Below are 20764 nucleotides of genomic sequence, written 5' to 3' on the forward strand. Positions count from 1 at the left end.
CCATTACTCCTTTATTAGTATCTTTCTGGGTAAATAAGCACATGTATCAGGTATATAAAAATACATATAATAATGAAAAGTAGCACCATCATTTAGGCTCCTTTTTTGTTAAATATTTTTCTAAAATGTCTAACCCTAAAATAGGTAAGCCGAACATGCCAAGAAACAAAAGGATATAAAGAATATCTTCCATTTTTTTGCCTCCCTTTATAAGATGAGAAAACTATATCACGATTGGTATTAAGAGGACGTTAACATGTCCGTTGATGATATTAATATCGTATTAAGATTTGGGTGAGTGTGTGGTTCTCACTGGTTTTACTCATGTGAAAGGACTACACTGATGAAGAATAGGAGGGGCAGAATGATGAAAGGCAAGTTGAAGATATATATCGGATATGCTGCAGGTGTGGGTAAAACGTATCGTATGTTGAAAGATGCACATGATTTGATTGAAAAAGGGGTTGATGTGCGTATCGGTTATATTGAGCCTCATCAACGGCCGGCAACAACCGCTTTAACTGAGTCAATTCCAGTCATTCCACTTAAAACGTTGCACTACAACCATCATACATTTCATGAGCCAGATATCGATGCCATTATTGAAGCACAACCAGATGTGATACTTATAGATGAATTAGCCCATCACAATGCGCCAGGGAGTCGTCATGAAAAACGCTATCAAGATATAGAAGAGTTATTGCAATCGGGCATCAATGTGTATACGACGCTCAATATTCAACATATTGAATCGTTGTATCACACCATTCATCACTATACGAAAGTAGACATTAATGAACGTGTCCCGGATAAAATTGTTAAACAAGCAGATTCGTTTGAATTCGTAGACATCGAGCCAGTCGATCTTCAAACACGTATGAAAGAAGGGAAAATTTATCAGGAACGTCAAGCACAGCGGGCGTTAGAAGGTTTCTTCCAGCTGGATCATTTGATACAGCTCCGAGAACTCGCGTTAAGAGAACTCGCCAATTTGGTGGATGCCAAGATGACAGAAGTCGGTCTTGAAAACGAAGAACAAGTCATTGCGGTTGGGATTTCACCTTTTGCCCAAAATATGAAAGTTATTCGACATGCAGCACGATTAGCTCAAGCATTTAAATGCAGTCTAACGGGGATTTATATTGAAAGTAGTACACTTGAACCTGAAGCGATACACCAGCTGAACTTGAATCGACAGTTACTCGAGTCACTTGGTGGTCATTTTATTAGTCTTTATGGGGAAGAGAGTGAACAATTAGGAGAATGGTGTTCTGCCAATCGCGTTAATAAAGTGGTGCTCGGCCGCCCACATAAGTCGCGTATCTTTCAGCGTAAAGACATTATCTCAGAGTTAAATGCGCGCTATCCGCATATCGATGTGTATATCATTCCAAGTGCGGTACAAAAACAAGCGTCAAAACCTTTGTTTCAACCGTGGCTCCAATTTCAAATGGTCGATTTGCTGAAATTGGTTGTCATTATGACTGTATGTACGTTGATTAGTCTAACGATGTTTCAGCATCAGTTAAATGAGTCTAATACAATTACCGTCTATATGCTCGGCGTTATTATGAGTGCTTTATGGATACGCTCGAGACTGAACGTGATATTCTCTTCTATGGCAGCGGTACTGCTGTTTAATTACTTTTTTACTACACCGCGATTTACATTTGAAGCCTACCGGGCAGACTACCCTGCGACATTTACAATTATGTTTGTTTGCGGCATCATCATGAGTGCGCTCGTACGAAATGTAAAGCAACAAACAAAAGTGGCAAAAGAAAAAATATATCGTACAGAAGTGTTACTTGAAACGAACAAGTTACTTATACAAAGCGTGGATGAACAAGCGGTCATTAAAACGATGAAACAACAATTTTCAAAATTAACACATGAAGATGTGAGGATTATCCATTCTGATCAAACTGAGTTATTTCCTAAATTGGCAGCTCATTTAAAATGGGTGAAATATCATCAACAAGAAGCGGGCTATTCTACAGATACGTTTCCAGGATTACCGTACTATCTCTTACCAGTGAATGCGCAAGTGTGTACTTATATCATCGTGATTCCAGCGTCAGATCAATTAACGTTTGAAAAAGAAATCATTTTATCGATGGCGATTGATATGACAAATACGCTTGAGAAAATACGTTTGTATAAAGAGAATAAACAGCAAGAAAAAGAAAAGGAACGGGAACAAGCAAGAAGTACATTTTTAAAGTCAATTTCACATGACATTCGTACGCCTTTGACGGCGATGATAGGTAATCTTGATGTGCTTGATAAAGAGATGAGTGAGGGACAACGTCCGATTTTGAAAAGTATTAAGGAAGACGCGACGTGGCTGAATAATATGGTCAATAACATTTTGACAATCACGAAAATAGATCATGATGATGAAATCAGTAATCAGCAGACCATTGTCTTATCTGAAGTGATATATACGGCCTACCAATTGACAGTGAAACGAGCAGGGACACGGACCTTTCGCATTGAGGAACCTGACGAAATTTTACTCGTTCATATTGATGAGAAAATGATGACGCAAGTTCTTATTAATTTAGTTGAAAATGCGATTAAATATACACCTGAACAATCGGTCATTACTTTGAGTGTGCGTCATAAAGGCTCGAGTGCAGTGATTGAAGTTCAGGATAATGGATACGGGGTCGATGAAGCGATGCAAGAACGCATATTTGATCAGTATTATACGAGTGACAATACATCAGATCGCTCACGTAAAGGATTGGGTCTAGGTTTATATTTATGCCAAATGATTTTAAAGCGACATCATACGAGCCTGTACATTAAGAAAAATGATCCTACGGGCGCGATTTTCGGCTTTAAACTCCCTATAGAGAAGGTGATTAATTGAAGACGCAATTATTAATTGTAGAAGATGATGCCTCTGTCCAACGCTTATTGAAGCGGTTATTTGAACAAAATAATTATCGGGTACACCTTGCAGGTAACGGTAAAGAAGCACTATTTCAGTTTGAAAACGTACTTCCAGATATCATCATTCTTGATTTAGGTTTACCAGATATGGAAGGGCTATGTGTGATTCAAAAGGTGAAACAAAACTATCAGACCCCAATACTCGTGCTCAGTGCAAGAGAGGATGCTGAGGAAAAAGTAATTTGTCTTGATAATGGGGCGGATGATTACGTAACAAAACCTTTTAATTCGGATGAATTGTTAGCACGCGTCCGTGTACTTCAAAGAAAATACAACGATTGCACACGCCCTTCTAACGTTTATCACAACGGTGGGTTGTGGATAGATTTCGATAGCCATCAAGTGACTGTTGATGGTAATGCAATACATTTAACGCCAATTGAATATAAGTTACTCGTGCTTTTATCGGAACATACAGGCAAAGTCTTAACGTATAAATTTATTTTAAAAGCCGTTTGGGGACATATTTTGGAATCTGATTTACCTTCGTTACGCGTGTTTATGACGACTTTACGTAAAAAAATTGAACATGATCCTAAAAACCCACAATATATTCGGACACATCTTTCAGTTGGCTATCAAATGATGAAACAAGAACATTCATCATCTTCTTGATGGATGTGTAACAAAGTAATTTAAATTCTAAAAATAGCTCGAACATTTTTAGCACTCAATCATCTTTTTAAGATGGTTGAGTGCTTTTTGACGTTATAGGCCCTGTGCACTCCAATAGAATTTTTTAATTTTTTGATTTAATTATTATTTGACATTTACAAAGTATCATTTATATAATAGCAACATTGATAATGATAATCATTATCAATTAAATTGAGAATGCGATATATCCTGAAATAGGGGGCAGTAAAATGAATTCAAATCAGCACAATCATTCTATTTTAGAGTGTATTGGTCAAACACCTATGGTTCAGTTAGCATCACTTTTTGAGAATCATAAGGTTTTTGCCAAATTAGAATATATGAATCCTGGTGGCAGTATGAAAGATCGCCCTGCCAAGTACATTATCGAACATGGTATCGCATGCGGTGACATCACTAAAGATACGCATTTGATTGAGAGTACATCAGGGAACCTTGGCATAGCGCTTGCGATGGTAGCCAAAATTAAAGGTTTGAAGTTAACGTGTGTGGTTGATCCTAAAATTTCTGAGACGAATTTAAAAATCATAAAAAGTTATGGTGCACATGTGGATATGGTTCATACACCAGATGAAAATGGTGGCTATTTAAAGACGCGTATTGCACGTGTAAAAGAACTGCTCAATGAATCAAAACATGCTTATTGGATCAATCAATATGCGAATGATTTAAACTGGCAAGCCCATTATCACGGCGCAGGTACTGAAATCGTTGAGGCGATTGAAGGTCCGATCGATTATTTTGTGGCACCTGTAAGTACCACAGGCAGTATTATGGGCATGAGTCGCAAAATTAAAGCGCATCATCCAAACGCTAAAATTATTGCGGTAGATGCTAAAGGATCTGTAATTTTTGGGGATACGCCGAAAAATCGTGAACTGCCGGGCATTGGTGCAAGCCGTATTCCGGAGATTTTAAATAAAACTGAAATAGATGACGTCATACATATAGATGATTATCAATCTACGAAAGGTTGCCATGAATTAGTAGAAAAGGAAGGTATTTTTGCTGGAGGATCTACTGGTGCAATCGTCGCAGCCATACAACAATTAATCGAGAATGTAGATAAAGATCAAACCATCGTGACGATATTACCCGATCGAGGAGAACGTTATTTAGATTTGGTGTATTCAGACACATGGGTACAGCGTTTAACGCGCGATACAGATGACGATACGGTGTTACATTCCGTATAAAAGTTGAGGAAAGTGTTCCTGGAGTGTGAAGGGAGACTACCGTCTCAATCAATACCCGCGAACATATGCGTGTTAATAATGTAAAACGATTAAAAAAGAGGAGTATACAAAGATGAAACATGAGATGTTGTATTTAAACCGAACAGATATTGAAAACGTTGGAGGTCATCATTCCAATATTTATGTAGAAGCCTTAACAGAAGCGTTAACAGCCCATGCACAACAAAAGTTTGTGCAACCATTAAAACCTTATTTGCGTGCAAATGGTAAAGACGGACATATTGCAGATAGAATCATTGCGATGCCGAGTTATATTGGGCTTAAGGACCCAATCTCTGGCATTAAATGGATTGGGAGTAAGCACGATAATCCATCGAAACGTCATATGGAACGCGCAAGTGGTGTCATTATTTTAAATGATCCAGAAACAAACTATCCGATCGCGGTAATGGAAGCAAGTCTCATTAGTAGTATGCGTACCGCTGCAGTTTCAGTGATTGCAGCCAAACATCTAGCTAAAAAAGGCTTCACTGATTTAACAATCATTGGTTGTGGTTTGATAGGAGACCGTCAACTTCAAAGTATGCTAGAACAGTTCGATCATATCGAAAACGTCTATGTATACGACCAATTCGACGCAGCCAGTGCGACTTTTGTCGATACGTGGCAGTCACGACGACCAGATATTCATTTTATTCGAAGTACATCGGCAAAAGAAGCCATCGAACAGGGTGATGTTGTGATTACATGTACGGTCACAGATCAACCGTATATCGAATATGACTGGTTGAAAAAAGGCGCGTTCGTAAGCAATATCTCGATTATGGACGTCAAAAAAGAAGTGTTCTTAAAAGCGGATAAAGTGCTTGTCGATGATTGGTCTCAAGCGAATCGTGAGAAAAAAACGATTAACCAACTGGTGTTAGAAGGCCGTTTTTCTGAAGAAGCGCTACATGCTGAGTTAGGTCAATTGTTAACTGGAGAAAAACCAGGTCGTGAAAATGATGATGAAATCATTTTACTCAATCCGATGGGCATGGCAATAGAGGACATTTCAAGTGCCTATTACATATACAAAAAAGCGCGAGCTGAGGGGATTGGAACGACACTAAGCCTTTATTAAAAATGAAGCAGTCGACATTGTAATGGAATAAAGGAGTGTAAATATGAGCCATGTAGCAAACTATGATGAACAACTGGCGTCAAAAGTGATATTAAGTGATTTGATAGACGCACTGTTTTTTGAAGATGTTTTTGAACTGTACTCAAAAGGGCGCGTGATTCATCAAGATGAACAAACTTTATTTGTGTATCAACATGAAGACCAACGATTAGAAATTCCTGTGTATTTAAGCAGTTTAAATGTGTACCGGTTTGCGCGTTCTCAAGGAGAGGTCAAACTTTATACATTACATAAGACGATTACTTTAAATGCTGTATCACTTTGGGACACGCTTGTAATGATGCATCCAGATGAGGCTAAACAACTGAATAGTGTGCGTTTTCGTGAAGGACTCGTACAGGCCTGTCAGCAATTGGCAGCGCAGTATCAAGGTTTAGACCTTGCAGAACATCCATTTGTGCAATCAGAACAATTCGCTAGTCTCAAAGATCGTCCATTTCATCCATTAGCAAAAGAAAAACGTGGCTTAAATGCGTCCGACTATGCGCATTTTCAAGCCGAATACAATGAGCCGATGTCATTGAAAGTGGTGGCGCTTCATCGTAACTGGGTTATGGCAAGTCAGCATGCCAATGAAGCAACTTTACAATGCGCTTTAAACATAACGACTGATAATACATTTCATCAATATATGGAAGCTCAAGGTCTGAATCCTGAAAACTATATGCTATTTCCTGTGCATCCTTGGCAGTTCAACCATGTGTTACCGCATTATTTTGAACAAGAGATAAAAGAAAAGGTGATTGTACCCCTTGATATGAAGTGTGGTCGTTTTGTTTCATCCTCATCAATGCGCACATTGATTGATATTGAGCGTCCTTTTGACCATATTAAAGTTCCTTTTGCGATGCAATCGTTAGGTGCTTTACGACTCACGCCGACACGTTATTTGCTTAATGGTGAACAAGGAGAGGCATTACTTGAACAGGTGAGACAACAATCTGAATATCTAAAAACCCACCTTTTACTATGCGATGAAAAACAATGGTGGTCCTTCATCGCACCGTCAAAAAATATTTTTGAAGATCGTACGGGGCATTTAACTGTGCAATTGCGCCAATATCCAGAAGTTGTCAAAGAGACCGACACAGTCGTCATTTCTATGGCTGCGCTTGCGATGGCAGATACGCGCGTACTTGAACCTGTCTTTGGTCATTGTGATTTTACGTCAGAGGAAGTCGAAGCTATTTATCAAGATATCGTTACATCATTCATTCATACGCTATTTGCCTGCATGCGTCGCGGTATATTGCCTGAAGTGCACGGTCAAAATGTGCTCGTCGCATTTCAAAATGGTCGAGTACGCCAATTCATTCTACGTGATCACGACACGGTTCGGATTTATCCGACTTGGATGACTCTGAATGGTATGGATGTGCCAGAATATGCGATTCGCAAAGATACACCGAATACTTTAATTAACGACGATTTGGAAACGTTCTTCACGTATTTTCAAACGCTTGGCATCTTAGTGAATGTGTATGCCATCATCGATACATTTGCGTCGCTTTATCAGCTTGATGAACAGCGATTAATGGCTTTTTTACGTCAAACGATGAAACAGGCGGTCGATGAGACAAAGTGGCCTAATGGTGCAGCGGAAGTACGACAGCTGCTTTTTGATAAAGAGACATGGCCATTTAAACGCATTCTCTTACCTTTATTACATCAAAAAGATTCTGGGGGTGGCAGTATGCCATCAAGTATTGGAGAGATTGTGAATCCAATGATGTCGTATGACTAGTGCGCATCTTTGGAAGCGTAACTTTCGCATTTTATGGAGCAGTCAATTTATCTCTATAGCGGGTTTAACGGTACTCGTGCCGTTATTACCCATCTATATCGCCTCATTAGAACAACTATCTGTAACAGAAATTCAACTGTGGAGCGGTGTCGCTATCGCTGCACCTGCTGTGACAACGATGATTGCGTCTCCATTATGGGGGAAACTTGGCGATAAAATCAGCCGAAAATGGATGGTGTTACGTGCCTTAATCGGTTTAGGTATATGTTTAATATTGATGTCGACGTGTACGACCGCATTTCAATTTGTACTTGTGCGCTTATTACAAGGTCTATTCGGCGGTGTGGTAGACGCTTCGAATGCATTTGCGACAAGCGAAGCACCTGCGAATGAACGAGGAAAGGTGCTTGGACATCTACAAAGTTCCGTAAGTGCAGGGTCGTTAGTGGGACCTTTAGTCGGCGGTGTATTAGCCACTGTCATTGGCTTTCAAACGTTATTGCTTTCAATTGGTATTGCCACATTTATCATTTGCGGTGTAGGCATGGTGACTTTAGTTGAAACGCATCATCGTAAGCAATGTATGACACCAACGATTCAATGCGGTGTGAGAACATCATTTAAATGTTTGTTATGTACACATGTGACTTGCAGATTTATAATCGTGGGTATTTTAGCCAATCTTGCCATGTATGGCATGATGACTGCACTTGCTCCACTCGTTTCAGGCGCCAATACAACTCTACTTGATGATAAGGCAGCTATAGGCTTGATTCAATCTGTCTTTTGGACAGCTTCAATATTAAGCGCACCGTTATGGGGCATGCTTAATGACAAACAATATGTGAAATATGTTTATATTGCAACAACGTTAATTTGTGGTCTGAGTGTCGTGTTACAAGGCGTGGCCACTAACTTCTGGATGTTGTTAATTTTTCGAATGATGCAAGGTTTTACATACAGTGCATTGATTCAAAGTGTGATGTTTGTCGTCGCAAATGCATGTCATAAAGATTTAAAAGGGACATTTATTGGATCAACGAACAGCATGCTGGTACTGGGTCAAGTAGTTGGAAGTATGACCGGTGCACTCATTACAAGTCACTATAACCCCATGATGACATTTATTGTAATGGGTATTATTTTTATCGCTAGTAGTTGTGTCCTGAAATCCTCACAGTTGAAATGTATAAAAGAAGATCAATCATTAATGAATCAATTATGGGAGTTGAAAGTACAACGTGCAAAACATTCAAAATAAAGCTATAGCTGAACAAGCAGCACTAGAACGCATGCTTAATGTGTATTTTAGAGAACATCAATTGTATCACAATGCCCCAGAACATCAGCAATGGCACATTCACTTAAATGATAATGAAACACTGATAGGCACATTTCTTTATTGGTCAATGATGGGGCATCATGTGTATCAAAAGCAGGTTTTCATAAAGGAAGGTGATGTGATATCACCTGTGACATGTCAACATGCCATTGAACGTCTCTTATCCATTTTTGAAGATGAAAGTAATCACGCGCGTGTGCAAGAAATTTACGCTGATATACAAAACAGTATGAGACGCACAGCGCTTTACTTAAATGATAAAGATGACACACGCACAGTGGATCAGTATATACAATCAGAACAATCATTGTATTTAGGGCATCCGTTTCATCCGACCCCAAAAAGCTCCAAAGGTTTTACATCAGAGGATTTAAAACGCTATGCGCCAGAATGTCATACACATTTTCAACTTCATTATTTAAGTGTAGACGCCTCGCTCATATTGGCACGTGATGTAGAGGGACTCACGGATACGGTCACGGAAACGTTATATGAACTGGCATTCATGGACAAAGCGGATTTACCTCAAGGACATACGTTATTGCCTCTTCATCCGTATCAAATGCGTCACCTTCAAGAGGATCCCGTATTTAAGGCACAGCTTGATTGTGGACGCATCATAGATCTAGGGCAAAGAGGGCGGTCGGTCTACCCGACGTCTTCCGTTCGGACAGTATTTGAAAAAGCGCTCAATGTTTATTTAAAACTACCGATACACGTTAAAATCACTAACTTTATACGTACGAATAATTTTGAACAAATCGAACGAACGCTAGATGCCGCAACAGTCATTGCACACGTTAAAAATATGTTCGAGACCCCAACGTTTAAATTAATGTTTGAACAAGGCTATCGTGCGTTACACCTCGAGACGTCTTCAAGTGACAAAGATTGGATTACAGAAACGGCGTTAATCGTCCGTGAAGGTATCAATGATTATGACGAAAACAAAGACATTCACGTTCTTGCCAGTCTTTTTGAAACGATTCCAAATGCCACACATTCCATGTTGTACGATCGCGTTCAACAAAGTGGTTTATCTGTCGAAACTTGGTTACAGCGCTATTTAGATGTGATGATTCAACCGATGCTCACACTTTTTGCGACGGCCGGTATTAGTTTAGAAGGACATGTTCAAAATACGTTAATCCAGTTTCAAGAAGGTATCCCTAAAGTGTGCTATGTACGTGATCTAGAAGGGGTATGTTTATCTGAAAAGCTCGCACGTGGAGCGCATCTCGTTCCCCAAATTGTAGATTCGAATAGTCCAGTTGTCGAAACGCATGAGACTGCATGGCATCGCTTTAAATATTATGTGATTGTGAACCATCTCGGTCATTTGGTGTCGACACTTGGAAAGGCGACTGGAAATGAAGCGCAATTATGGCGAGTGGTACGCGCACAATGCCAATCTTGGACGACAGATAACAAGATACAACATTATGTAGAAGATGTATTAGCTTCTGAAACGTTTTCTGCTAAAGCGAACTTTATGAGTAAAATCAAAAATTGCAGTGAAAATCCAATTTATATTAATATCCCGAATCCAATTCGTCATGTAGAGGAGGTCTCATCATTTGATGCATTCAATTGAACAACGTGTAAAAACACGTATCATGGCACAACTCATCACGTCGTTAATTTATGAAAAGATTGTCGTGTATACTATGACGCATCTTAAAGGCAATATGCATCATGTTGAAATAAAAGGTGAACATGCATCTTATCATTTTGATGTACGTGTGACAGAGAGTTTTGATCGTTTACAACTCACGTCTCAAATTATGAAAGTGTGTGCAGATGGAACCGAAAGTCCGACATTAAATTATGCGCAATTATTGAGAGATGTCCAATATACATTCACAAAAGATACACAGAAAATCGAGCAATTTATCGGTGAACTCATACAAACAGAATTGAAAGATTGCCAAGCGCTTACGTATAAATTGAACCATCATAAAGCCGTACCTAAAACGTTTAATGCGCTCGAATCCTATGCGATGGAAGGACACACGTATCATCCAAGTTATAAGTCACGCCTTGGATTTACCCTTGAAGAAAATTTGAAATATGGGCCTGATTTTCAACCCACGATTCATTTAACATGGATTGCCGTACCTAAACATCACGTCCAACAAACGATTTCTCAAGCTATTGTGCCTGAGCAAATTTTGCAACATCAGCTTGGTCAAGAAACGGTTGATCAATTCACTGACACTTTACGTCAACACGTCGAAAACGTCTCAGATTATGTATGGTTACCCGTACATCCGTGGCAGTTTGACCATATGATCGCCAATCATTTTGCTGAAGCGTGGTTAAATGGTGACATTATATTTCTTGGGAAATCTCGAGAAGCCTATGTGCCACAGCAATCGATACGTACGTTGTCACCTGTCGAAACCGATAAATATTATATTAAAGTTCCGCTTAATATTACCAATACGTCAACGAAGCGGGTACTTGCTCCGCATACAATTGAAAATGCGGCCAATATTACAGATTGGTTGAAACATATTCAAGCACATGATCCCTATTTGCGAGACCAATTACGTACAGTGTTTCTAGGAGAGGTACTGGGTATGTCGTATGATCAACAGCATTTGCCAGAAGACAAGAAAACGGCAACTTATGGTGCATTAGGCGTGATATGGCGTGAAAATATATATCATTATTTAGAAGCAAGTGAAGAGGCGATACCATTTCATGCGCTTTATAGTAAAGACACAGTTGAACGCCCGGTCATCGATGGTTGGATACAACGATACGGTGCTGATAATTGGATGCGACAATTTATCAACGTTGCGGTGCGTCCATTAATACATATGTTGTATACGCATGGTATAGCTTTAGAATCTCATGCGCAAAATATGATGCTTATTCATGACAAGGGTTGGCCAACACGTGTAGCCATTAAAGATTTCCATGATGGTGTGCGTTTTAAACGTGCGTTATTAAGCGACATTGCTAAAAACCCTCAACTTCAAGACACACCGGAAGCACATCAACGCATCAATCGTAACTCATTTATAGAAACCGATGATGTACAACTCGTTAGAGATTTTGTACTGGATGCTTTTTTCTTTATCAATATCGCAGGGCAGATTTTATTTATGGATGAGGCATACAACCTATCTGAATCAGATCAGTGGCACATGGTGTATGACTGCATCCAAGATTATTTACGCACACATCCCAACTTGTCGCTTCAACAGCATTTCGATTTATTTGAACGAACGATTCAAGTTGAAAAATTAACGACACGTCGACTCCGTGAAGATAATGAACTGCGCATTCATCACGTAACGAACCCGTTAGGAGTGATTCACCATGATGGCGCTATCACTTAAAGAGAAACTGCAACGAGGCGAAACAGTATACGGCTTATTTAATTCGATTCCGCATCCGCTAGTTATTGAAATGATAGCAGCGAGTGGTTATGATTTCGTCATTATCGATACTGAGCATACGGCCATTAATGATGAAACCCTTGAACATATGATTCGCGCGGCTGAAACAGCTGGCATCATAGCGATTGTCCGTGTAACGCAATCTATAGAACGGGATATTATTAAAGTGTTGGATATGGGTGCACGTGGCATTATCGTTCCACATGTGGAGAGTAAAGCACGCGCTGAAGAAATTGTTAAGCTAAGTCGCTATTATCCAGAAGGCATGCGCAGTTTAAATGGCGGTCGTATGCCGCGCTTCGGAGAAATGTCGCTTACAGACTATATGGCTGAAGCCAATAATAGTATTGTGGTGATTGCGATGATTGAAAGTCAAAAAGGACTCAACGCACTAGATGATATTGCCAGTGTCAACGGTATAGACATGATCATCGAAGGCGCCGCAGACTTATCTCAGTCTTTTGGTAAACCTTGGCAAACGACAGATGAAGTTGTGCAAAAAGCGACAGCCTATATGTATAAAATTACGACACATCATCATAAAGCATTTATCGCACTACCCCGTGAACACGCTCAATTTAAGGCATGGAAAGACAAAGGGGTGAAAGCCTTTGTATTAGGTGATGACCGTGGCAAATTTTACCGTCACTTAAAACAAGACCTTTTATCTTATAAAGGAGGTGAACCTTTGTGAACCCAAAACACGTAGAAAATCAAAACCGAACATTACTTAAAAAAGACTACATATACCAATTTTTAAGAGAAATGAAGGTATCCGGATCATCCGTATGTCATTACATTTACGACCTAGATGCGCTACAACGCCATATTTCACAAATTACAGCGTCACTGCCTAAAAATTGTGACATGTATTATGCGATGAAAGCGAACAGTGAGTCACGCATTTTACAAGCCATTGAACCCTACGTAGCAGGATTTGAAGTTGCTTCTCAAGGAGAAATTGACAAAGGGTGTGCGGTATTAAAGCCTAATCGCATTATTTTCGGTGGTCCCGGTAAAACAGATGAAGAACTTGATATAGCCATTACCCGGAGAATTAAGCGACTTCATATCGAGAGTGTACAAGAATTGGAGCGCTTAAATGCACGTTTAGAGAAACATGATATGACCATGCCTGTTTTATTACGTGTAAATTTATCAGGTCCATTTCCAAATGCGACCTTACATATGGCGGGGCGTCCAACACAATTTGGAATTTCTGAAGAAGAAGTGGATACAGTCATTCAACGTGCACTAGAATTACCACGTATCACGTTAGAAGGCTTTCATTTTCATTCCATATCTAACAATTTAGACGCGTCACTCCATGTTCAAATGATGCGTTTATACTTTACAAAGGCCAAACAATGGGCGGGAAAACACCACTTTCCATTGCAACACCTAAATGTCGGTGGAGGCATAGGGGTGAACTATCAAGATTTAGAGGCACAATTTGATTGGGACGCTTTCAATCAGGGGCTACACGAAGTCATTGCGCAAGAAGCAATGTCGAGCATAACAGTCAACTTTGAATGTGGACGTTATCTAACCGCGCATATGGGCTATTATGCGACTGAAGTCATTGATATAAAACAGGTGCACGGCACACATTATGCCATTTTAAAAGGAGGTACGCAGCACTTTAGACTGCCGGTCTCTTGGCAACATAACCATCCATTAGAAATATGTGAGGTGGACGCCTTTCCGTATACTTTCCAACGACCCACGCTAACACAGAGTCAAGTGACGTTTGTCGGTCAGTTATGTACCCCGAAAGATGTGTTTTCAAAAGATCGCATGACGCCTCAAGTAAGGATGGGAGATGTGGTTGTCTTTCAATATGCTGGGGCATATGGTTGGTCGATTTCACATCATGATTTTTTAAGCCATCCGCACCCTGAATTCGTCTACTTGCAAGATACAAAGGAGGAAGAAGATGAAGCAAATGTATCAAAATTTAAAACTCATTCCCATTGACCAAATTGTTTTACATGAAACATTTGAACCTTGTCGACTTGAAAAGACCAAAGCTAGTATTGAAGCAGATCAGTTTATACGTCATCCCATTTTAGCGATACAAATTCGAAGCGGTAAATATATGGTCATCGATGGTGTGCATCGATATACGAGTTTGAAAGCATTAGGATGTCAGTTAGTCCCCGTGCAAATAATTAGTGAAACACAATATTCAATTGAAACATGGCATCATAAAGTGCCATTTGGAAATTGGTGGTCTCATTTACAGCACGATGATGCGTTACCATGGACGACTGAAATTCGCTCTGAACGTCCTTTTATTACGATGTGTAAAGGCTCCTATGAACAGTATTTATATCGCAAAGATCTTGGGAATGAAAAGTTCAAGGCATGGGATAAAGTAGTTGAAAGTTATACCGATGCATGTGCAGTAGAACGCGTCGCACATTGTGAAGGGGTTTGCGCAGACGGTGCTTATGTGATGATGAAGTATCAGCCCTTAGACATTGAGGAAATAGAAACCGTTGTGGAGCGTGGAGAAACAGTTCCTGCGGGTGTGACCCGCTTTAATATTTCGGGACGGTGCTTAAACCTTCAAGTCCCACTAAAGATTTTAAAAAGTCATGATAAAGGAAGCGTCCATTTAGCGTGGTATCGCTTTTTGAAAAACAAAATGATGAACACGCGTTGTTACACTGAAAAAGTGTACCTTGTGGAACAATAATATAAATAAAGAGAGACGAATCGTCTACACATTAATGGTGCTGAACGCGCATGTAGTGTAGACGATTCGTGTTTAATTAACGGTCTTTAGGATGTAAAAATATGACTTATTAATCTTTAATGGCATCGGGTTCCTCTGGCAAGATTTGCCCACCATCAATAACGAGACTTTGACCAGTAATAAATTTCGCTTCAGGCGCTGCAAAGAATGCTACGGCATAACCGATATCTGCAGGTTCTCCTAATTCATGGGTTGGAATGATATTACGTGTCCCTTCTAAATAGGCTTCACCTTGTGCTTTGAGACCTTCCGTAAGTACGTTACCTGGTTGCACCGCATTGATTGTAATACCGTACTTTGCATATTCAAGAGCGGCACTGCGCATATAGCCAAGTTGTCCAGCTTTCGTCGCACCGTAATGTGCCCATCCAGGATAACCTGTGATTGGACCCGTCACAGAAGAAGTAAGAATCACGCGACCATAATTCTGCTGTTTCATTTGTTTGAGCACCGCTTGTGTCACAAGAAATGTGCCTTTTAAGTTGATATTTTGGATGTTATCCCAATCCGCTTCTGTTAACTCTTCAATTTCAATTTGTGGATATACACCAGTATTTGAGGCCAATATATCAATTTTTCCATGTTCCGCTATGATTGTATCAACTACTGTATCAATATTCTTCTTATCAGTCACATCTAAGTGATAAAATTGCCCATTGAGAGATTGTGCGGTTTGTTGTCCGTTGACTTCATCAATGTCGCCAATAATCACCGTTGCACCGGCTTTCGCTAAAGCTTCGGCAATCCCTTTTCCAATCCCATTTGCGCCACCCGTAACGAGCGCGATGTGTTGTGATAAACTTATCATCCTCAGTCACTTCCTTTTTTAATTCATTGTTTCACATGTAACCTACACTTAAATTATGTAATAAAAAGGGTAAAAATGGTATGGATATTGCGTGAATTTCTATGTTGTTTTCTAATGAAAATGCCTTAAAAATCATTGATGAAAGTCATATATCTGATAAAATAATTGGAGTGAATGATATTATAATATTTTGTTTTATATTGCAGAAAGGGTATATGGGTCATGATAAAGTTAAAAGATTTTTTAAAAATTCCAGATGAGAAACGTACAAAAATAAAATTCAATATGAATGCGGCAGACGTTTCAAAACGAGCATGGGATTTTCTCCTTGAAGATAGTGAAGAGTGGATTATTATGAACGCATGGAAAACGAAACAAACGAACAACAATTTAAACCATGCCGATTATTTAGTTGCGCTCGCACAATATTATCCATACGGGCCGCAATATTTTATATTCGGAGGACTTTATAAAGTTGAAAAGAAGCTACCTGAAGTGTTTGATGATGTCGGTTATCATCTCACATTAATGGAAGAAAATAGCCAGTATATTAAGCGATTAATTGTTAAAATAGACAAACCTATAGGGCGTGATGTGTATAATCGTCGTTATGAAACGATCCAAGAGCAACTTAATCCAGAAGTCTATGAAGTTGCCCCTAGCACTAAATTAGGGCATTTTAATGGGTATCAAAATGTGTGCTTAAAACACAAAGAATTGCAACAAATCATTCAACATAATGAGCCAAGTTGGAGAGAGGCCTTGAGTTATGTTAAAGGCGTGTATGTCATTACTGATTTAAGTAATGGTCAGTTGTATGTCGGTTCAGCATCCGGAAACACAGATGGGTTATGGCAACGATGGTCGTGTTATGCGCATTTAAGTGATTTAACCGGTGGTAACAAGGAATTCCATCATATTTTAGAAAATAAAAGTAAAGATCATATTATAAACCATTTTCAATATTCCATTTTAGAAATTTTCGATACAAAAACCAAAGTTGAAGTCATTTTAGAGCGTGAAAACTACTGGAAAAATGTGCTAGATAGTAAACAACATGGAATGAATCATAATTAACAAGGAGAAAGTGCTGTGAAAAAATTAATTGTAATAGGCTTATCAACATTGTTATTTTTTAGTTTGATTTTTATAGCATTACTTAAAATTGGTCCATTGTTTAATTTATATATTGTGGCGCCTTCCACGCAATCATATGTAAAAATCGCAATTAATCAAATGGATATACATGGTCTGTACGCGAAAGGTGACAAGTGGGAACGTGCAAAAGACAAAGCTTTAAATGACACCCAGAAGGCACAAGATTATAAAGACACACATACATATTTAGAAGAAGCTTTGAAGGTTGCTGGAGCTAAGCATTCATTTTTGTATACTAAAAAAGAAAAAATGTCTCAAAGTGGTGAGACCCAATATCCTAAGATTACACTTAAGAATGATATTTTGACCATTAAATTACCTGGTTTTATGGGGAATGAAAAAGAGGGCAAACGCTATGCTAATGAGGTTAGCAAAGCAATTCAACGTGAAAACTATAAAGGTATTATTATTGATTTACGAGATAACTATGGCGGAGATATGGGTCCGATGATAGCAAGTATATCTCCCTTATTAAAAAATGGTACATTATTGACGTATGTTGATGGTGACGATAATAAAACAGATGTTAATTTAGACGGTAGCCAGACTGAAAACGGGGGAACGCCGATTGAATTAAATAATGTAGAAAAAGTTAAAAACGTACCGATTGCTATTCTAATAAATAAAAAAACTGCGAGTTCAGGTGAAATAACAGCTTTAGCATTCAAAGGAGCTAAAAATATAAAATATTTTGGTGAAAATTCTGGAGGATATACATCAGCTAATACGACTATAAAATTATATGATGGTACATTAATGAATTTAACAACACATCGCCTTGAGGATAAACAAGGAAATGTTTATGAAAATAATCCAATTATTCCTGATGTAAAATCTAATAATCCTGAAGAAGATGCTACAAAGTGGTTAAAATTAAAATAAAACCAAGTGATGATTTTGGTCATCGCTTGGTTTTTATCTATTATTTTACTTTACGTGGATCATCATTTGGAACGGCGTAAACAATCGCAATAAATGCGATAATACCCATCGCAACGTTGACCCATAAAGCTATCATTGCGCCTTGAAATACGTTTGTTGCAGCGACGGCAATCCCATAAACGGCACCACTTATCGCGACGCCGAATGCGCCCCCAAGTGATGAGGCCATTTTGTAAGTACCAGACGCTACACCGACTTTATCAACAGGTGCGTTTGAAATCGCAGTGTCTGTTGATGGTGTCGCATATAAACCGAGGCCTAAACCAAAACATAAATAACCGATGACACAACCGATGATATAAATCGTTTCAGGTAAGAAGGTTAAAGAAATTAGGCCCACACCAATCACAACGATAAATGTACCGAGTAACATTGGGTTTTTAGCACCCATTTTTTGTAAAATTTTTTCTCCAACACGAATCATTAATAGGACCATGACTAAATACGTAATGGTTAAGTATCCTGCTTGTAAGGATGTATAACCTAATCCTTGTTGTACAAAAGTATTAGCGACAATCAGTGTGCCTGCAACGCCATTAAGTAAAAAGTTTGAAATTGTAGCCCCTGTATACGGTTTATTGGTAAATAATTTAAAATCAATTAACGGGTTGTTTACGTTTTTTTCTGCTTTTATGAATAACAAGAATGAAACGATGACGATCGCAATTAATCCATAAAAGTATGGGGATGTAAATCCAATAGTGGCACCTTTTGTAATGACAACATTTAAGCTTAATAACATCACGACTAAAATGATTAAGCCTTTAACATCAAATTTTGAAATTGCAGTGGATTCAGATTTAGATTCAGGTGTGCCTTTAATTAATACAAACGATAAAATTGCGACAATAATAGAAAAGATGAAAATCCAACGCCATCCTAACGTTGTAGCAACTGCACCGCCAAAGAGTGAACATATACCGCTACCGCCCCAAGAGCTGATGGACCAATAGCTTAAGGCACGTTGACGTTCTGCGCCTTCAAAATAGGCTTTCATTAACGCAAGTGTAGATGGCATGATACACGCTGCTGAAAAACCTTGAATAATACGACCTAAAATAAGTAGCAATGGAAAGTTTGTAATGATAATTAACGTTGAGCCAATGATGCTGAGTAAAAGGCCAATATTGGTCATTTTGACGCGCCCAATTTTATCGGCTAAGCCACCCGCACCTACGACAAACATCCCTGAGAAAAGGGCAGTGACTGAAATGGCAATACTAATTGTTCCTATGTCAGCGTCAAAACTTTTTTGTAATGGCGGTACAACATTCACCAATGACTGAGCGAATAACCAGAACGTAATGACACCAAGTACAATCCCTAAAATTAATCTATTATTCCCTTTATATGGCTGCGCGTTATTCATGGTCGTCATCCCCTTTTAAGTAGTCTAATACGACAGTTCCTACAGCTTGAGCTGATGTAAGTAATGCCTTTTCACTAATATTAAATTTTGGATGATGGTGCGGATACATTTCACCCTCTTCAGGTGCAGCACCTACATAGATAAATGCGCTCGGACGCTCTTGGGCATAATATGCAAAATCTTCGGAAGGGGGTTGAGGTTCACACAATGCGACATCAAAATCTAAGTCTGCGTTTTTTAATGTTTTTGCGACATATTCTGTGAATTCGGGGTCGTTATACAATGCTGGGTAATCATCTTGATATTCTAGCTCGCATGTCACCCCGTACATGACTTCTAAGCCGTGTGTAATGCGTTTAATTTCTTTTTCAATTGTGCGTTTGGTGTCGTTGGTTAAACCACGCACGTCGCCCTCAATCGTAATATGATCTTTAATGACGTTAAACTGGCCTTTACCGTCAAATGATCCGATTGTAATAACCCCTGTTTCAAATGGATTGAGGCGTCGTGATACGACCGTTTGAATTGAAGACACAAATTCTGCACCTGCGACAATCGCATCGTTTGCCGCATGTGGTGACGAGCCATGACCGCCTTTACCGATTACTTTGAGTTTGAAGAAGGCACGGCCTGTTTGGACATAACCAGGACGATAATACACAGTACCTGTTTCCATCGTGCTCATGACGTGGACACCTAATACATGGTCAACACCATCTAATACGCCATCTTTTATCATGCCAATGGCACCACCTGGAGGTACTTCTTCTGCAGGTTGGTGGATGACTACCACTTTGCCCGTGAAGTGGTCTTTCATTTCAGCTAATGTTTCTGCGAGCACTAACATGTAAGCGGTATGCGCATCATGACCACAGGCATGCATAACGCCTTTATTTTGGGAGGCAAAAGGTAAGCCGGTATCTTCTTCGATAGGTAACGCATCAAAGTCGGCACGGATGGCTAACGTTTTACCAGGACGTCCGGAATCAATGGTGATTTTGATACCGCGCTCACCAATACCTTCTTCTATCGTCACATCTTTATCTTGATAAAAGTCGGCTATATACTTAGACGTCTGTTCTTCTTTAAAAGAGAGTTCGGGATGCTGGTGTAAATAACGACGAATTTCAATCATTTTTGATTCTTTTTTGGTCAATTTTTGAATTAATTTTTCACACATAATGGTTCATCTCCTTAACTCTATTTTAAAAGATTAAGTATCATATTTATTTC

17 protein-coding genes are annotated in these 20764 nt (G+C 39.1%); 13 read left to right on the forward strand and 4 right to left on the reverse strand.

The genetic code is table 11. The annotated features are described in order from the left end of the window. Positions 1-14 precede the first annotated feature (14 nt). Entirely contained in the window at positions 15-92 is a 78-nt protein-coding gene (locus SHYC_RS12580; protein ID WP_082021564.1) for a potassium-transporting ATPase subunit F, read from the reverse strand. A 272-nt stretch (positions 93-364) separates the two neighbouring features. Here SHYC_RS12580 and SHYC_RS00335 point away from each other — a divergent pair, with 272 nt between their 5' ends. The 11 genes from SHYC_RS00335 (at position 365) to sbnI (ending at position 15194) form a co-directional block, all read left to right on the forward strand. Next, on the forward strand, positions 365-2878 hold the full coding sequence (locus tag SHYC_RS00335; RefSeq protein ID WP_039643496.1) for a sensor histidine kinase: 2514 nt from the start codon (positions 365-367) through the stop codon (positions 2876-2878). Next, positions 2875-3576, forward strand: a complete 702-nt coding sequence (locus SHYC_RS00340; protein WP_039643498.1) for a response regulator transcription factor — start codon at positions 2875-2877, stop codon at positions 3574-3576. The genes SHYC_RS00335 and SHYC_RS00340 overlap by 4 nt, the downstream gene beginning before the upstream one ends. A gap of 251 nt (positions 3577-3827) precedes the next feature. After that, entirely contained in the window at positions 3828-4814 is a 987-nt protein-coding gene (gene sbnA, locus SHYC_RS00345; protein WP_052257751.1) for a 2,3-diaminopropionate biosynthesis protein SbnA, read from the forward strand. Positions 4815-4926: 112 nt separating this feature from the next. Continuing rightward, positions 4927-5937: an N-[(2S)-2-amino-2-carboxyethyl]-L-glutamate dehydrogenase SbnB gene (gene sbnB / locus SHYC_RS00350; RefSeq protein WP_039643500.1), complete on the forward strand. Its 1011-nt coding sequence runs from the start codon at positions 4927-4929 to the stop codon at positions 5935-5937. Positions 5938-5980: 43 nt separating this feature from the next. Further along, a complete protein-coding gene (gene sbnC, locus SHYC_RS00355; protein ID WP_039643502.1) occupies positions 5981-7741 on the forward strand; it encodes a staphyloferrin B biosynthesis protein SbnC in 1761 nt (586 codons plus the stop codon). Continuing rightward, a complete protein-coding gene (locus SHYC_RS00360; RefSeq protein WP_039643504.1) occupies positions 7734-9002 on the forward strand; it encodes an MFS transporter in 1269 nt (422 codons plus the stop codon). The genes sbnC and SHYC_RS00360 overlap by 8 nt, the downstream gene beginning before the upstream one ends. Further along, on the forward strand, positions 8992-10677 hold the full coding sequence (locus SHYC_RS00365; protein ID WP_039647408.1) for an IucA/IucC family protein: 1686 nt from the start codon (positions 8992-8994) through the stop codon (positions 10675-10677). Before SHYC_RS00360 ends, SHYC_RS00365 begins: the two co-directional genes overlap by 11 nt. Further along, entirely contained in the window at positions 10664-12433 is a 1770-nt protein-coding gene (gene sbnF / locus SHYC_RS00370) for a staphyloferrin B biosynthesis protein SbnF (protein WP_039643506.1), read from the forward strand. The genes SHYC_RS00365 and sbnF overlap by 14 nt, the downstream gene beginning before the upstream one ends. Continuing rightward, positions 12414-13187: an HpcH/HpaI aldolase family protein gene (locus SHYC_RS00375; RefSeq protein WP_039643508.1), complete on the forward strand. Its 774-nt coding sequence runs from the start codon at positions 12414-12416 to the stop codon at positions 13185-13187. Before sbnF ends, SHYC_RS00375 begins: the two co-directional genes overlap by 20 nt. A 71-nt stretch (positions 13188-13258) precedes the next feature. Then, positions 13259-14470, forward strand: a complete 1212-nt coding sequence (locus SHYC_RS00380; protein WP_052257858.1) for a type III PLP-dependent enzyme — start codon at positions 13259-13261, stop codon at positions 14468-14470. Then, a complete protein-coding gene (gene sbnI / locus SHYC_RS00385; protein ID WP_039643510.1) occupies positions 14430-15194 on the forward strand; it encodes a bifunctional transcriptional regulator/O-phospho-L-serine synthase SbnI in 765 nt (254 codons plus the stop codon). Before SHYC_RS00380 ends, sbnI begins: the two co-directional genes overlap by 41 nt. Positions 15195-15303: 109 nt before the next feature. Here sbnI and fabG read toward each other — a convergent pair whose 3' ends face one another. Further along, on the reverse strand, positions 15304-16062 hold the full coding sequence (gene fabG, locus SHYC_RS00390; protein WP_039643512.1) for a 3-oxoacyl-ACP reductase FabG: 759 nt from the start codon (positions 16060-16062) through the stop codon (positions 15304-15306). A 222-nt stretch (positions 16063-16284) separates the two neighbouring features. On the opposite strand from fabG, the gene SHYC_RS00395 reads away from it, so the two are divergent. Next, entirely contained in the window at positions 16285-17139 is an 855-nt protein-coding gene (locus SHYC_RS00395; RefSeq protein WP_039643514.1) for a GIY-YIG nuclease family protein, read from the forward strand. Between the two features lie 15 nt (positions 17140-17154). Next, complete coding sequence (locus SHYC_RS00400; RefSeq protein ID WP_039643516.1) at positions 17155-18102, forward strand: S41 family peptidase; 948 nt, start codon at positions 17155-17157, stop codon at positions 18100-18102. Between the two features lie 40 nt (positions 18103-18142). Here the strand turns inward: SHYC_RS00400 and SHYC_RS00405 are convergent, their stop codons facing one another. After that, positions 18143-19531 (reverse strand): MFS transporter, encoded by a 1389-nt coding sequence (locus SHYC_RS00405; RefSeq protein WP_039643518.1) that lies wholly within the window; start codon positions 19529-19531, stop codon positions 18143-18145. Next, positions 19524-20711, reverse strand: a complete 1188-nt coding sequence (locus SHYC_RS00410) for a M20 family metallopeptidase (RefSeq protein WP_039643521.1) — start codon at positions 20709-20711, stop codon at positions 19524-19526. The genes SHYC_RS00405 and SHYC_RS00410 overlap by 8 nt, the downstream gene beginning before the upstream one ends. Between the last annotated feature and the right edge of the window lie 53 nt (positions 20712-20764).

Source organism: Staphylococcus hyicus, from assembly GCF_000816085.1.
Lineage (GTDB): Bacteria > Bacillota > Bacilli > Staphylococcales > Staphylococcaceae > Staphylococcus > Staphylococcus hyicus.